Genomic DNA, 13,965 nt, shown 5'->3' with positions numbered 1-13,965 from the left:
CCGTGTGCCGCAACCGGCCTGCACTCAGCCCTTCAAGCGTCCGCCGCCGTTGTCGCGCCAGTAGTCCACCATCCAGCTGACCGGACCATGGCCCAGATGCGGGAAACGGTCCCAGAAGGTCTTGCCCTGCCCGATCAGATCGGCCGGGCGCGGCGTGCCGTGAAACGCCAGCACCTTGGCCGAAGGCGGGGGCAGGCGCGGCTCGCGCACAAGATCCACCAGCAGCGGCTGGCGCAGCGTCCGCTTGAAGCTGATGACCCAGCCTTCGGGCCAGAAGCCGATCTTGCCAAGCTCGGCCTCGGTAAAGGCCTGCTCGGTGCGGAACTTGCCCATGATCGCCGATTTCTCGGCGCGAAACTTGTCGGCCAGATGGCCCAGTTCGCCCAGATCATAGGCGATCAGCGCGCTGCACAGCTCTTGCGGGGCCGTCGACCCCGGCCGCCCCCAGCGCGGTCCGCCGTCGATCCCGAGGAAGGTGCCCGGCACGTCAAAGAAGGCGTCCAGGTCCCGCAGCACCACCATGTCCAGGTCAATGAACACGGCCCGACCCTTCAGCCCGTGGAAATGCCGGTCATAGATGCCAAGCTTGGGCCAGATGCCGCCCACGAACCACTCCTGCGGCAACAGCCCCACATCCGGGATCGGCAGCGCCTCGATCCCCGGCAGCAGGCCTTCGGGGCGGTCTGTCAGGCAGACAAAGCGGAACGGACCTTTCATCGCCTTGCGGGACGCGTTGAACAGCACGTTCACATAATCGGCCGGATAGCGGGTGCCATATTTCAGGCAGATGATGAAGCGTTCGGCGGCCATCAGCGCGCAGCCTTGAATGTCATCGGCGCTGCCCCGGTAAGAAGCCCAAGCAAGGTGCCCGCGACCGCATCGGCATTCGCCTCAAGGTCGATGCCAGCCGTCCGATCCTTGTACAGAAGCTCGATCACCCCCTTGTGGCAGCGCGCCTGCAGGTTGCCAAAAGCCTGTTCCAGCGCCTCGTGCGGGAAGGTCGTCTCGGCAATGGCGGCAAGGTCCATACCCGGCTCCCAGGGAAAGACACCGGGGAAATCCCGCCACCAGCCACCACCGAAGACCACAACCGGCTTGCCCTTCCGCAGGGCCTCCCAGCCGGCGGTTCCGGCCACCGTCGCCGTGATCTTCGCGCGGGTCGACAACTCATGCGTCGAGGTTTCCGAGGGCACGAACTGCACGCCCCGGATCCGCGACAACCGGTGAAGGAACATCGGACCGCGCGCATAGGCCCCCTGACGCGGGTTTTCCTTCACATAGATCCGCCAGCCTTCGGGCAGGACCGAGGCCATCGCCTCGACCGCCAGAACCTGATCGCGGAAGACCCCGCCCAGCGATTGGGTCGACATCTCGGGCTGGTTGTGCAGGGGCACGTATACGAAAGGCACGCTCAGATCGACGGGCTTGTCCTCATACCCCGCCAGATGCTCGAAATAGGCCAACTCGTTGGTATGGAAGAACTTCGAGAACGGATCGCGCCACTCGGGCAGCTTGCCGTAGGCATCCCGCATCCGCTTGAGGTTGCCAAGGATGTAGGACGGACTGAACAGCTTGCCGGGCTTGTTCAGCGCCACATGTTTCAGCAGGGACAGCACGGCCTTCGCGGTCAGCTTGCCGCGCGGACCGCGTTCCTGCCAGCGGGTGTCCATGTAGAAAAGATCGGGCGCCGACCCCTTTTCGATGGCAACAGGCGGGCCATCCGGGGCGTCGGGGTTCAGGTGGCCGAAGTCCTCGATCCGTTCCAGTGAAAAGAAGCTGTCGGCAAAGAAGGTCTGGCTTACGATCAGGACCTTCAGGCCCAGCGTCTTGGCGACGTGGTAGAGGATCACGTCATAGCCCAGATGCGGGATGTTCATGAACAGCGCATGGGTCGCGCCGGTCTCTTCGATTTCCTGCGCATAGCCGTCGGCAAGGACATGGTAGTAGTCGATGTAATCCTGCAGATGCGTCAGGTTGTGCGACCGATAGCGGTAGTCGGCGCTGTAGCGTTGCAGCTGCTCGACCCCCTGCTCCAGCATCAGGTGATAGTCCGGCGCGGCCAAGAGCGGCATCTCGGCCCCGCGCGCCTTGTGGCGCTGGATCAGATGGCCCTTCTTGCCATGGCGCACTTCGGCGCGGCTGAGGCAAGCGGCGTGGAAGTCGGCATCCCTGTCGCCGAAATGCACTGCGACCTCGACGGCGCCACCCGACTTTGCCACCAGCCGGTCCAGGATCTGCCGCCGCAGCGGCCCGCGGCCATCAACCGCCAGCCGGATCGTCATGCCCGAACCCCTTCGCGGACGACGACCTTGGGCCACAGCATGCTATGCCGCCACAGCCAGATCGCCCGGCGGAGGTAGTTCGCCGCCTTCAACCGGTAGTGCGGCAGGCGTTTGGTCCAATGCGGTTTCTTGACCAGCGCAAAGCCCGTCCCGGTGATCGTGCTGGTACCGCCGTCATCCGGGTGGCTTGACCAAGGTTCCAGCCCAAGCTGGCGATAGTTGTGGACGAAGAACCGGTTCAGCTCATGGTCCAGCGCCCGGGTCTGCGGCCAAAGGCCGGGGGCAAGCCGCGCCGCGACCTCGCGGTGGATCAGGTAAGCGGCGTTCCCGGTGAAGGGACCGACATAGGCGTTCAGGCGGTATGCGCCCAGCCGGGCCTGCGTGACCGGCATTTTGGCCCGGATCTTGTTGAACCGCACCAGATCCCACAGGTCCGCATTGGCCAGCGCAGTATCCAGCGCCTGCAGGAAATCGTCGTGGAAGACGACATCGTCCTCAAGGATCAGCGCCACCTTGTGGGGCGAGGCGAGGAAGGCCCCCCACACTGCCAGATGGCTGGCAAAGACGCCCAGCTTCCCCGGCAACAGCGGCGCCCCCATGTTGCGGGCATAGGCCACCGGGTCGGCCTTCTGCTTCAGACGGGCCTCCTCGACCCGGCCATCCACCGCCGGAAACACCGTGAAGGCCAGCCCCATCGCCGACAACTGCGCCTCCATCCGCGCGCGGCGGTCCACGTCTCGCGGCAGATTGATCAGCCAGATGCCGATGTCGGCCCGCGTCAGCGGGCGGGTGAGGGTCACCCCAGATCCCCCCACTTCAGCTGCGTGTTCCGCGTCACGGCGCAGTTCAACCGCTTGCCCAGCACCTTGTCGAAGTCATAGGCGGCAATCTCGCCTGACCCCGGACGGCGGGCCCAGATGTCGGCCTCCTGGATCACATGACCTTCGGGCAGGTCCTTGTCGGCCACCACGGACCCACGGGCAAAGCGGTAGACGTCGTCCTCGGGCGCCGACCGCTGCTTGGGGTTGTTCGCGGCGATCCAGATTTCCTTGGACCGGTCGATCAGGAACCGCAGTTCAGCCGGGTCCATCGAGTTGATGATGTCCGGCCCCTTGCGATAGCGGGTGTCGGTGTAGTGCCGCTCCAGGATGCAGGCCCCCAGCGCGACCGAGGCCAGCGCCATCTCCGGCCCGATGGAATGGTCCGAGAACCCGACGACAGCCTTCGGGAAGGCGGTCTTCAGCTCCGTCACGCCCCGCAGCGACACGATCTCCGCCGGGCTGGGATAGAGGTTGGTGCATTCCAGCAGTGCATACTCGATGCCCGCCTTGTCCAGAATGTCCACCGAAGCGCGTATGGTTTCAATGGTTTGCATCCCCGTGGACAAGAGAACGGGCTTGCCCTTCCGCGCGATGTGGCGGATCAGCGGCAGGTTGTCAGCCTCACCCGAGCCGATCTTGTAGGCGGGCACATCCTGCGTCTCCAGCCAGTCAGCGGCGGCACGGGAAAACGGCGTCGAGATCCAGATCAGCCCCAGGCTTTCGGTATAGCGCTTCAGCTCGGCCTCTTCGTCCAGCGTCAGGGCGCAGCTTTCCATGACATGCCAGATCGAGACGTCGGCGTTCGGCGGGAAGATCGACTTGGCCTCTTCGGTCATCTCGTCTTCGATGATGTGGGTCTGGTGCTTTATCATCTCGCAGCCCGCACCGGCCGCAAGCCGCACCATTTCCTTGGCGACGGCCAGGTCGCCGCCGTGGTTGATGCCGATCTCGGCAATGACAAGCGGGGGGTGGCCGGGGCCAATCTCGCGGTGGGCGATCTTCATTGCGGGTCTCCGAAAGGCTGGTCCCCGTGCTGCATGAGGCGTGCGCGCCTGTCAAGACAAGCACGTCAGCCAAGCGGATAGCGGACCAGCACCTCGTAGTGCGGGCCGCGGGCTGTCAGATGGCTGCGCCAGAGGGTCAGCTCGGTGACCTCCCAAGGGTCCGACCGGAACCCGGCCCCGAGGGCGACGGCCCGCTCCAGCCGCGCCACCTCGGCGGGTTCCGGCGTGGGAAAGCGGCCAAGGGTCACATGCGGCAGGAACTTGCGGCTGTCGACTTCGCATCCGGCGCGGCGCGCGATGGTCTCGACTTTGGCCTGCAGATGGGCCAGCGCGGGCGATGGCGCGACACCGGCCCAGGCGGTATGCGGCTTGGACTTGCCAAAGAGGCCAAGCCCTTGCAGGGACAGGGTAAAGCCTCTTTCCCGCAAGGCCTCGAACCCGTCGTGCGCGGCCTCCAGCACCGGCTCGGGGCAGTTTCCCAGAAAGACCAGAGTCAGGTGCAGGTTTTCTGGCTCCACCTTGCGCGTCAGGGGCATCAGGAACTGCTGCACCTGAAGCGCGCCGCGCACGGCCTGCGGCAGGTCGATCCCGATAAAGGCCCGGATCATCGTCGTGCCAGCACGGCCAGCCGATCGCGGATCTCGACCCGGACAGGGCCTTCGCGGTGGGGGTCGAGGAGGGTTTCCAGCATCTTGGCCGCAGGCAGGGGTCTGGCACCGCCATTCCAGCTCAGCCCCTCTAGCACGGCGCGGGCGGCCTGGGGAAGCCGGTCGGGCACGTCCCGCCCCGACAGAAGCCCCCAGATCGCCGTCCACAAGCGCCCGACCGACCACGGGTTGTAGCCGCCCCCGCCCAGGACCAGCACCCGCGGGGCCAAAGGCACAAGGGCGCGCACTGCCTCCAGATAGGCCCGGTTCGACAGGGCAAGCCGTGACAGTGGGTCTTCGGTCAGGCTGTCCGCCCCGCATTGCAGAACCAAAGCGTCCGGGCGGTGCTCGGCTACCCGCGGCAGGATCAACCCGTGCAGCACCACCCGGGCCTCGCTGTCGTTGTAGCCCTTCGGCACCGGAAGGTTGAAGGCGCTGCCGTGTGCGGTATCGGTCAATGCGCCGGTGAACGGCCAGCGCCTCTCCTCATGCACCGAGATCATCCGCACGCTTGCGTCCCCGGCAAAGGCCAGTTCCACCCCGTCGCAATGATGCGCGTCCAGATCGACATAGGCGATCCGCTGCAGCCCAGCGCGTTTCAGGACCTTGATCCCCAGAACCACGTCATTCAGGTAGCAGAACCCGTTCGCCCGCCCCGGCAGCCCGTGATGCGTGCCGCCCCCCGGGACGTGGATCACCCCCGGCGCAGCCGCCAGCAACTCGGCCGCCAGCATCACACCCCCTGCCCCGGTCGCCGGGCGGCGATACACCTGCGGAAAGACCGGGTTCGACAGGGTGCCCAGATGGAACCGTTCGCGCATTTCGGGCGTCGCCTCGCCCGTCGTCTCGGCCTTCTGCAGGGCGGCGATATAGTCAGGCTCGTGCCACAGGGCCAGGGCTGCGGGTTTGGCGCGCGGGCTGGTGCGGAACTGGTCCGGCGGCAACCAGTCCAGCGCTCGCGCCAGGTCCATCACGGTCGAGACCCGAGGCACCCGCAGGGGATGGCGCGACCCGTAAGATGACCCCCGATAGATTTCGGACCCGATGAACAGGGGCGCGGCCACCGTCCCGGCGGGTGCGGGCGGCGGCGCGATGATCATTCCAGCAGCGCCTCGATCCGACCGGCGATGGCCGCGCTTTCCGGGGCCACCGGCGCGCCAAAGGTCGCGACCACCTCGCCGTCCGGCCCGATCAGTGCCTTGTTGAAGTTCCAGCGCGGCACGAACCCCGTCTCCTCCTTCAGCCAGGCATAGAACGGATGCGCCTCGGCGCCCTTCACATGGGTGATCTCGGTCATCGGCAGGGTCAGGTCGAAGGTCAGCGCGCAGTACTCCTTCACCGCCGCCTCATCCTCCAACTCCTGCTCAAAGTCGTTGGACGGCACCGCCAGGATCAGCGCCCGGTCGCCAAAGCGTTCGTGCAGGGTCTGCAGCCCATCGAACTGCCCGGCATAGCCACACAGCGAGGCGGTGTTGACCACCAGCACCGGTTTGCCGCGCCAGTCCGCCAGGTCGATCATCCCGCCGTCGATCGAGGCGAAGCGAAAGCTGTCCCCGGCCTGAGCGACCGAGGCTGCAAGGCCTGCCACAAGGCTGATCAGAAGCCGGTTCATGCTGCACCCTTTTCCATCACGCAACTGATTTTCAGATAACCCGACCCCGGTTCCGGTCAACTTCTCCTGATTTCCCTGTGATTTTTTCCACAGCCATGCCATATTCCTGTGGAGGTATACGAGCAGGGGCCAGTTCGGGGAAACCGGCGGCCAGGTAGGCGTGAGATGAGTTGGCAAGAAAAGATTCCGGCGCCGGGCGCCGGACTGGGAAGCGCGAAAGTGCAGTATGGTGCCTTGTGCTGGCGTGACGGCGGCGACGGGGTCGAGGTGCTTTTGATCACCAGCCGCGACACGGGTCGCTGGGTCATCCCGAAAGGCTGGCCGATGCCGGGCCTTGCGCCCGAGGCCGCCGCCGCGCAGGAAGCCTGGGAAGAGGCGGGGGTGAACGGCCAGATCAACCCGCTGTGCATCGGTCGCTTCGGCTATCAGAAATGCATGTCGGTGTCGGCAACGGTTCCCTGTGCCGTCGCGGTCTATGGGCTGCGGGTCGCCAAGCTGGCATCGACCTTCCCCGAGGTGAAGGAACGCCAGCGGAAATGGTTCTCGCGGGAAGAGGCTGCCACCCTGGTCGCCGAGCCGGAACTCCGGCAGATCATCGCGGGCTTCACGCCCCCCGAAGACGGTCGCCCGGCGCCGATCTCGGCCGAGGAAGACGAAAGCCCCGGCCCGCGCCGCAAGGACGGGAAGCGGCGGGGGCATTGATCTTTTGCCGGGCCTCATTAGGTAGAGGCGGACTTTGATGCGGGCTGTGACACGATGATCCGATACAGTCTTCGTTGCGCCGGGGACCACGGGTTTGAAAGCTGGTTCAAGGGCGCCGATGCCTTCTCTGCGCTGCAGGCGGCAGGGCAGGTTGTGTGCCCGGTCTGCGGGTCGGCCGATGTCCGGAAGGACCTGATGGCCCCGGCCGTCCGGCCCGCCCGGAAAGCCGCCGCTGCCCCGCAATCCGCCCCGGAGACCCGTCCTGACCTGTCGGCCCCCGCCTCGGAGCTGGAGGCCCAGATCGCGGCCCTGCGGCGGCAGATCGAGGAGAACTCGGAATACGTCGGCATGAACTTCGCCGCCGAGGCGCGGGCCATGCATGCGGGCGAGGCGCCGGGGCGGGCGATCCATGGTGAGGCCCGGCCCGACGAGGCGCGGGCTCTGATCGAGGAGGGCCTGCCGGTCGCCCCCCTGCCCTTCCTGCCCGCCCGAAAGGTCAACTGACCGAAATCTGTCCACGGTGGACAATCGCCGCAATTCAAGCGATATCAGTCACTTGGTCGCGGGCGTACACCCTTTCTTAACGCCTGCCTACCCCAGGGTTTCCCGGCCCCTTCGCGCGGCCAGAACGCACAGTACTGCGGCTCATGGACCTGCGAGGCGAAAGCGGCCCGCTTTGCCGCCAACCCTGAACCGGGCTGAAACCAAGTCCTGCCACGCGGCCACAACAGTCCTGCCGCCAAGGCCCAGTGCGTCAGTAGATGTAGCGGATCTGTTCGGTCCAGAAGCGTTCCATCCGCTTCAGCGACATGTTGATCTCATCCATCCCCGAAGCATCGATCAGCGCACGGCGTTCGATGCCTTCGGCGTGGCGGGCGAAAAGGTCGGACAAGAGCCCCCGCACCTGCCGCCCCCTTTCGGTCAGTCGCACCCGGACCGACCGGCGGTCGATTTCGGACCGCTGGTGATGCATGTAGCCCAGTTCCACCAGCTTCTTCAGGTTGTAGCTGACGTTCGAGCCCTGGTAATAGCCGCGCGACTTCAACTCGCCAGCCGTCACCTCATTCTCGCCGATGTTGAACAGGAGAAGCGCCTGGACCGAGTTGATTTCGAGAATGCTCAACCGTTCGAATTCGTCCTTGATCACGTCCAGGAGCAGCCGGTGCAGCCGTTCGACCAGCGCAAGATTGTCAAGGTAGCAGGACAGGAACGCCTTTTGCGACCCATCCAGCAGCGGGGCATACATTGTCATACCGTTTCTCCACCGTTCGGACGGGGACAGAATCGGCACAAACCGCAAACATTCCGTAAACTTGCGAAGAACTTCGTCTATTTTGCCGCCTTCAACCGGGCTTCGGCAAAGGCAGTGATCCGCGCCAGAAGCGGCGCCAGCGCCTCGGGCGGTGCCGACTGGCCAAGAATCCAGGCCATCAGGTCCTGGTCGTTCTCGGCCAGCAGGTCGTCGTAGAGATCAAGCTCGGCCCGGCTCATCCCGGACAAGTTCGCGTCGGCGAAGGGACCCAGCACCAGGTCCATTTCCTTGGTGCCACGCCGCCAGGACCGCATCTTCATCCGCTTCAGGCGCGACTCCCCGGTTTCCACGATCCTGGCCCCCTGCCCTGTCCGTCACGCGGCCTTGCGCATCGCCTGCCGCATCTGGCGTTCCACTTGCGCCAGTTTGTCGGCCAGCGCAATCGCCCCGGCGCGCAGCCGCTGCAATTCGGCCAGCGCCTCTTCGGCGTCAGCCGTCAGGGGCTGCGGTGCCGCGTCCGGTGACTGCAACCCGTCGCCCTCGGCGGTCAGCAGCCAGGTCAGCGAGACATTCAGCATCCCCGCCAGCATCTGCAGCCGGTTGCCGCGCGGCTCGGCCAGGTCTTCCTCCCAGTTTTGCAGGGTTGTCAGCCGCACGCCCAGCCGCTGGGCCAGGTCCTCCTGGCTTAGTCCCGCCATTTCGCGCGCACCTGCCAGCCGGTCGCCGAAGGTCGCCACATCGGCCGCATACCAGTTGGTCTCGGGGCCTGTTTCCGCCATCACGCCTCTCCTTCTTTCGATATCGCTTGTGTCGGTTGAGGGGCCAGCCTAAGACCTGCATCCGAAAATCGCAAACCGCCTGACGGAGTGTTGACCAATGGCCGTCCTGTCCGACACGCTTGCGCGCGTCAAACCCTCGCCCACCATCGCGGTGACCACGAAGGCGCAGGTCCTTAAGGCCGAGGGGCGCGACGTGATCGGCCTGGGCGCGGGCGAGCCTGATTTCGACACGCCGGAGAACATCCGCGAGGCGGCAAAACGCGCCATCGACAGCGGAAAGACGCGCTATACGGCAGTGGACGGCATCCCGGAATTGAAGGCGGCGATCTGTTCCAAGTTCCTGCGCGAAAACGGGCTGACCTACACGCCGCAACAGATTTCCGTCGGCACCGGCGGCAAGCAGATCCTGTACAACGCGCTGATGGCGACCTGCAATCCGGGTGATGAGGTCATCATCCCGGCCCCCTACTGGGTCAGCTACCCGGAGATGGTGCTTTTGGCGGGCGGCACGCCGGTGACTGTGGTTGCGGGGATCGAGACCAATTTCAAGCTGACGCCCGAACAGCTGGAAGCCGCGATCACGCCGAAGACCAAGTGGTTCATCTTCAACTCGCCGTCCAACCCGACGGGCGCGGGCTACACGCGGGAGGAGCTGAAGGGTCTGACCGACGTGTTGATGCGCCACCCGCATGTCTGGGTGATGTCGGACGACATGTACGAACACCTGGTCTTCGACGACTTCGAATTCTGCACCCCGGCCGAAATCGAACCCGGGCTGTATGACCGCACGCTGACCTGCAATGGCGTGAGCAAGGCCTATGCGATGACCGGCTGGCGGATCGGCTATGCGGGGGGCCCGGTGTCGCTGATCAAGGCGATGGGCACGATCCAGTCGCAGTCGACCTCAAACCCCTGTTCGGTCAGCCAGTATGCCGCCCTTGAGGCGCTGAGCGGCCCGCAAGAGTTTCTGGCCGACTGGCGCCGCGTCTTCCAGGGCCGCCGCGATCTGGTGGTCAGCATGCTGAACCAGGCAAAGGGCATCCGCTGCCCGAAGCCCGAGGGGGCGTTCTACGTCTACCCCGACATTTCCGGCTGCATCGGCAAGGCGACGCCCTCTGGGGTGGTGATCTCGAACGACGAGGTCTTCGCCTCGGCGCTCTTGGAGGAAACCGGGGTCGCGGTGGTCTTTGGCGCGGCCTTTGGTCTCTCGCCCAATTTCCGGGTCAGCTATGCCACCTCGGACGAGGTGCTGCACGAGGCCTGCAGCCGCATCCAGCGCTTCTGCGCCAGCCTCGTCTGACGGCAGGGTTGACGATTCTGCGGCACTCGGGAAGGAATGGCAGGGTGCACGGCGGGGTTGTCCCGGGCGGTGCCAGGCAATGGACCGATTGAACGATGACCGCTGACCTTCCCGACTACTACTTCCGGGTGCGCGAGAATGGCGCGGCAGTCTTCCGTCTGGGCACCGAGAACCGCCAGCGCCGGATCGAGATGGACGAGATCGCCACGGTCAACGTGAAGAACGGCAACATCAAGCCGCATGGCGAGGTGGAGCTGACCAAGGCCGACCTGGCGGCGATCGAGGAATGGCTGGCGGCCCGTCAGGCGCAGCTGGCTGCGCGCGAGGTCGACGACATCCTGCGGACGGTGGACCATCTGAACCTGACGACACAATGGGCGCAGTCGAAGGCGACGGACGCGCAGCTGGAGGCGGTGACGGATCAGCTTTTGCTGGCGATGCACGACCTGCGCACGATGCTGGTGCGGCGCAAGGCCGACCGGCTGGGCAAGGGCGAGGACTGATCAGCAGGGCGGGATGGTCAGGCCGGTTGCGGGCATCGGGCCAAGATCGCTAACCGTGCCGCGGCGCACCTGCACCACACGGGTCCAGTCGGCCGATGCGAGGATCAGTTCCGGCCCCTGCCCGCAGTCGCGAACCCCGCCCGAGATGAAATCCTCGCCGATCCGGTGGTTGGTCAGGCCCGGCAGGCGCAGGGCCTCAATCAGTTGGTCGCCTTCCAGCCGGACGAAGACCAGCTCCTTGCGCAGGTGGGGGCGGTCGACATAGGCGATCTCGATCCGGCCATCGCCATCGAAGTCGGCAATCCCGGCGGGGGCGAGCCAGCGGCTGGACTGGCCGATGAAGGGTGTGGCGGCGATCTTGCCGTCAGGGCCGTAGATGGCCAGCGAGGCGCCTAGTGCCACGTCGGTCTCGACCACGATCACCTCGGGTAAGCCGTCGCCGGTGATATCGGCGAGCCTTGCCTCCACGTCTTCGAAGACGCGCGTTTCGGGCAGGGTTACGTCTTCGTGCCGACCGTCCGCCAACGTCAGCCGCAGCCCGCCCCATTCCAGCGCGTCGCCAAGAACAGCGTGGCCATATCGGTCGGTGGGCTGGATCAGGTCAGCCGAAACGATCTCGGCCGCAGCGGGTGGCGCGGCCAAGGCGGCAAGCAAGGCAAGCGCGCGGATCAGATCTGCTTTTCCGGCATCTGCACGCGCAGGCCGTCCAGCGCATCGGTGACCTTCAGCTGGCAGGTCAGCCGCGACCGGGCCGGGTCGGGGCGCCAGGCGAAGTCCAGCATGTCGGCTTCCATGTGGTCCTTCTTCGGCAGCTTGTCGACCCAGGCCGGGTCCACATAGACGTGGCAGGTCGAACAGGCACAGGCGCCGCCGCAATCGGCCTCGATCCCGGGGATGCCGTTGTCGCGCGCGCCTTCCATCACGGTCAGGCCGTTTGCGACCTCGACGACGTGCTCTTTGCCACTGTGTTCGACGTAAGTGATCTTCGCCATTTGGGTCTCCCGGGGATCGTCAGACGTGACATAGGCCAGTCTGCCCCGATTTGCCAGAGGGGAGCGGGCTTGTCCTTCGCAGCGGATGTTCTATGATTGTTCGCATGACGCTGGTCCTCTCCCCCACCCCGCGCGGCGGGTCCTGGCCGCGCCCGCCGAAGGCGCTGCAGGCCGCCCGGCTGGGCGAGCCCCCGGCCGGCGCGCGGGTGACGGTGGCGGGGCTGGTGCTGGTCAGGCAGCGGCCCGGGACGGCGAAGGGGGTGATCTTCGTCACGCTGGAGGATGAGACGGGGACCGCGAACGTCGTGGTCTGGGCCCAGACTTACGAACGCTTCCGCCGGGCGGTGATCGCCGGGCGGCTGTTGCGGGTGACCGGAAAGCTGCAGCGCGAGGCGGGGGTGGTGCATGTGGTGGCAGAGGTGATCGAGGACCTGTCGCCCCTGCTGGACCGGCTTCTGGACCCCGGGTTCCGGTATGACGGGGTCAGGGCGGGGGACCAGCCTTAGCACCCGGGACGCAAATTCCTTAAGCAAGGAATTTGTCAAATTTCTTACTCAAGAAATTTGGCGGCGAGGATGACCCCGCCGCCATTCCATGCCGTGAAACCGGCGCTCAGTCCTGGATCGACAGCGCCACGAACCGCGGGTCGCCGCCTCGCCGGACGAGAAGGAGGATCGACTTGCGCCCGGCGTCCTTCGCCTCCTTGATCCGGTCCTCCAGGTCCTGCAGCCGGACGACCTTCTGCTGGCCGGCCTCGGTAATCAGGTCGCCCTCGGTCAGGCCCTTGGTGAAGGCCTCGGACGCCTGATCGACTGCCACGATCATCAGACCCTCCGCCGAAGGCTCCAGCCCCAGCTTCGCGCGCATCTCGTCGTCAAGCGGCGCCAAGGTCAGGCCCAACATCTCCATCTCTTTCGGACCGGCATCGGCGGGGGCCGAGGCGGGCACCGTCACGGCCTCGGCCTCTTCGCGGCGGCCAAGCGTGACCTGCAGCGTCTCGGTCTTGCCGTCGCGCAGCACGATCACCGGCACCGCCTCGCCGATGGGCGCATCGGCCACGCGACGGGTCAGATCGCCCGCGCTGGCGACTTCCTGCCCGGCAAACCGGGTGATCACGTCGCCCGCCAGGATGCCGGCATCCTTGGCCGGACCGTCGGGGACATCCGACACCAGCGCACCTGCGGTCACCTCAAGCCCCATCGATTCCGCGATTTCCGGCGAGATGTCCTGGATGCGCACACCCAGCCAGCCGCGCCGCGTCTCGCCGAATTCCTTCAGCTGGTCGACGACCTTGCTCACCACGTTCGAGCCCATCGAGAAGCCGATACCAATCGACCCCCCATTGGGCGACAGGATCGCGGTGTTCACGCCCACGACCTGTCCGTCCATGTTGAACAGGGGACCACCCGAGTTGCCCCGGTTGATCGCGGCGTCGGTCTGGATGTAGTCGTCATAGGACCCCGACAGCTGCCGCCCCCTGGCCGAGACGATCCCAGCCGAGACCGAGAAGCCCTGGCCAAGCGGGTTGCCCATCGCCATGACCCAGTCGCCCACGCGCATCAGGTCGCTGTTGCCGAAGGACACGAAGGGCAGTGGCTTGTCGCTTTCCACCTTCAGCAGCGCGATGTCGGTCTTGGGGTCGGTGCCGACCAGCTTGGCCTTCAGCCGCTCGCCCGAGAAGAACTCGATCTCGATCTCGTCGGCGCCTTCGATGACGTGGTTGTTGGTGACGATATAGCCGTCCTCGCTGATCACGAAGCCGGAGCCGAGCGCCTCGGACCGTTGCGGGCCGCCGGGGCCGGGGCCCCCGAAGTCATCGAAGAAATCCTCGAACGGGCTGCCTTCCGGCACCATCGGCATGCCGTTGGCCGGGCCGGAGACCATAGCGCTGGTGGTGATGTTCACGACCGAGGGACTGATCTTCTCGGCCAGTTCGGCAAAGCTTTCGGGTGCGCCAAAGGCCTGGACGTCGCTGGCCGGAGCGACACTGAGACCAAAACCCAGGACCAGCGCCAAAAGCGTGCTGGAGCGCAGGGCAGCGCGAATGGAGGGGGTGAGGTCGGGCACGATG

18 protein-coding genes are annotated in these 13,965 nt (G+C 65.9%); 5 read left to right on the top strand and 13 right to left on the bottom strand.

All coding sequences use genetic code 11. The features are described from left to right. Window positions 1-24 precede the first annotated feature (24 nt). The 7 genes from E8M84_RS07940 to E8M84_RS07910 form a co-directional block, all read right to left on the bottom strand. Window positions 25-810, bottom strand: coding sequence for a hypothetical protein (locus tag E8M84_RS07940; protein ID WP_137110584.1), 786 nt, complete (start codon window positions 808-810; stop codon window positions 25-27). After that, window positions 810-2,282, bottom strand: coding sequence for a hypothetical protein (locus E8M84_RS07935; protein ID WP_137110583.1), 1,473 nt, complete (start codon window positions 2,280-2,282; stop codon window positions 810-812). The genes E8M84_RS07940 and E8M84_RS07935 overlap by 1 nt, the downstream gene beginning before the upstream one ends. Next, window positions 2,279-3,082 (bottom strand): glycosyltransferase family 25 protein, encoded by an 804-nt coding sequence (locus E8M84_RS07930; protein ID WP_137110582.1) that lies wholly within the window; start codon window positions 3,080-3,082, stop codon window positions 2,279-2,281. Before E8M84_RS07930 ends, E8M84_RS07935 begins: the two co-directional genes overlap by 4 nt. Next, the gene (locus tag E8M84_RS07925; RefSeq protein ID WP_137110581.1) at window positions 3,079-4,107 is read right to left on the bottom strand and encodes an N-acetylneuraminate synthase family protein; all 1,029 of its coding nucleotides are present in this window, start codon (window positions 4,105-4,107) and stop codon (window positions 3,079-3,081) included. The genes E8M84_RS07930 and E8M84_RS07925 overlap by 4 nt, the downstream gene beginning before the upstream one ends. A gap of 65 nt (window positions 4,108-4,172) precedes the next feature. After that, window positions 4,173-4,715, bottom strand: a complete 543-nt coding sequence (gene thpR / locus E8M84_RS07920; RefSeq protein WP_137110580.1) for an RNA 2',3'-cyclic phosphodiesterase — start codon at window positions 4,713-4,715, stop codon at window positions 4,173-4,175. Continuing rightward, window positions 4,712-5,854 (bottom strand): acetoin utilization protein AcuC, encoded by a 1,143-nt coding sequence (locus tag E8M84_RS07915; RefSeq protein WP_137110579.1) that lies wholly within the window; start codon window positions 5,852-5,854, stop codon window positions 4,712-4,714. Before E8M84_RS07915 ends, thpR begins: the two co-directional genes overlap by 4 nt. Further along, the gene (locus E8M84_RS07910; RefSeq protein WP_137110578.1) at window positions 5,851-6,366 is read right to left on the bottom strand and encodes a glutathione peroxidase; all 516 of its coding nucleotides are present in this window, start codon (window positions 6,364-6,366) and stop codon (window positions 5,851-5,853) included. The genes E8M84_RS07915 and E8M84_RS07910 overlap by 4 nt, the downstream gene beginning before the upstream one ends. Before the next feature lie 165 nt (window positions 6,367-6,531). Here E8M84_RS07910 and E8M84_RS07905 point away from each other — a divergent pair, with 165 nt between their 5' ends. Beyond that, entirely contained in the window at window positions 6,532-7,068 is a 537-nt protein-coding gene (locus E8M84_RS07905) for an NUDIX hydrolase (protein WP_137110577.1), read from the top strand. A gap of 54 nt (window positions 7,069-7,122) precedes the next feature. Then, window positions 7,123-7,572, top strand: coding sequence for a DUF1178 family protein (locus E8M84_RS07900; protein ID WP_137110576.1), 450 nt, complete (start codon window positions 7,123-7,125; stop codon window positions 7,570-7,572). A 250-nt stretch (window positions 7,573-7,822) separates the two neighbouring features. Here E8M84_RS07900 and E8M84_RS07895 read toward each other — a convergent pair whose 3' ends face one another. The 3 genes from E8M84_RS07895 to E8M84_RS07885 form a co-directional block, all read right to left on the bottom strand. Further along, entirely contained in the window at window positions 7,823-8,320 is a 498-nt protein-coding gene (locus E8M84_RS07895; RefSeq protein ID WP_137110575.1) for a MarR family winged helix-turn-helix transcriptional regulator, read from the bottom strand. Window positions 8,321-8,397: 77 nt separating this feature from the next. Continuing rightward, on the bottom strand, window positions 8,398-8,634 hold the full coding sequence (locus tag E8M84_RS07890) for a succinate dehydrogenase assembly factor 2 (RefSeq protein ID WP_137110870.1): 237 nt from the start codon (window positions 8,632-8,634) through the stop codon (window positions 8,398-8,400). 60 nt (window positions 8,635-8,694) lie between these two features. Beyond that, window positions 8,695-9,099: a helix-turn-helix transcriptional regulator gene (locus tag E8M84_RS07885; protein WP_137110574.1), complete on the bottom strand. Its 405-nt coding sequence runs from the start codon at window positions 9,097-9,099 to the stop codon at window positions 8,695-8,697. Between the two features lie 97 nt (window positions 9,100-9,196). Here E8M84_RS07885 and E8M84_RS07880 point away from each other — a divergent pair, with 97 nt between their 5' ends. Continuing rightward, the gene (locus E8M84_RS07880) at window positions 9,197-10,399 is read left to right on the top strand and encodes a pyridoxal phosphate-dependent aminotransferase (protein ID WP_137110573.1); all 1,203 of its coding nucleotides are present in this window, start codon (window positions 9,197-9,199) and stop codon (window positions 10,397-10,399) included. Window positions 10,400-10,494: 95 nt separating this feature from the next. Continuing rightward, window positions 10,495-10,902 carry a hypothetical protein gene (locus E8M84_RS07875; protein WP_137110572.1) on the top strand — a complete coding sequence of 136 codons (408 nt, stop codon included), beginning with the start codon at window positions 10,495-10,497 and terminating at the stop codon, window positions 10,900-10,902. Here E8M84_RS07875 and E8M84_RS07870 read toward each other — a convergent pair whose 3' ends face one another. Next, on the bottom strand, window positions 10,903-11,544 hold the full coding sequence (locus E8M84_RS07870; RefSeq protein ID WP_240790309.1) for a VCBS repeat-containing protein: 642 nt from the start codon (window positions 11,542-11,544) through the stop codon (window positions 10,903-10,905). A 26-nt stretch (window positions 11,545-11,570) separates the two neighbouring features. Continuing rightward, window positions 11,571-11,894 (bottom strand): 2Fe-2S iron-sulfur cluster-binding protein, encoded by a 324-nt coding sequence (locus E8M84_RS07865; RefSeq protein WP_137110571.1) that lies wholly within the window; start codon window positions 11,892-11,894, stop codon window positions 11,571-11,573. Between the two features lie 104 nt (window positions 11,895-11,998). On the opposite strand from E8M84_RS07865, the gene E8M84_RS07860 reads away from it, so the two are divergent. Continuing rightward, window positions 11,999-12,400, top strand: coding sequence for an OB-fold nucleic acid binding domain-containing protein (locus tag E8M84_RS07860; RefSeq protein ID WP_137110570.1), 402 nt, complete (start codon window positions 11,999-12,001; stop codon window positions 12,398-12,400). A 106-nt stretch (window positions 12,401-12,506) separates the two neighbouring features. Here the strand turns inward: E8M84_RS07860 and E8M84_RS07855 are convergent, their stop codons facing one another. Further along, complete coding sequence (locus tag E8M84_RS07855; RefSeq protein WP_137110569.1) at window positions 12,507-13,964, bottom strand: Do family serine endopeptidase; 1,458 nt, start codon at window positions 13,962-13,964, stop codon at window positions 12,507-12,509. Window position 13,965 lies beyond the last annotated feature (1 nt).

The organism is Rhodobacter sp. SY28-1, from assembly GCF_005222785.1.
Classification (GTDB): domain Bacteria; phylum Pseudomonadota; class Alphaproteobacteria; order Rhodobacterales; family Rhodobacteraceae; genus Tabrizicola.
This window is presented reverse-complemented; position numbering and strand designations above follow the sequence as displayed.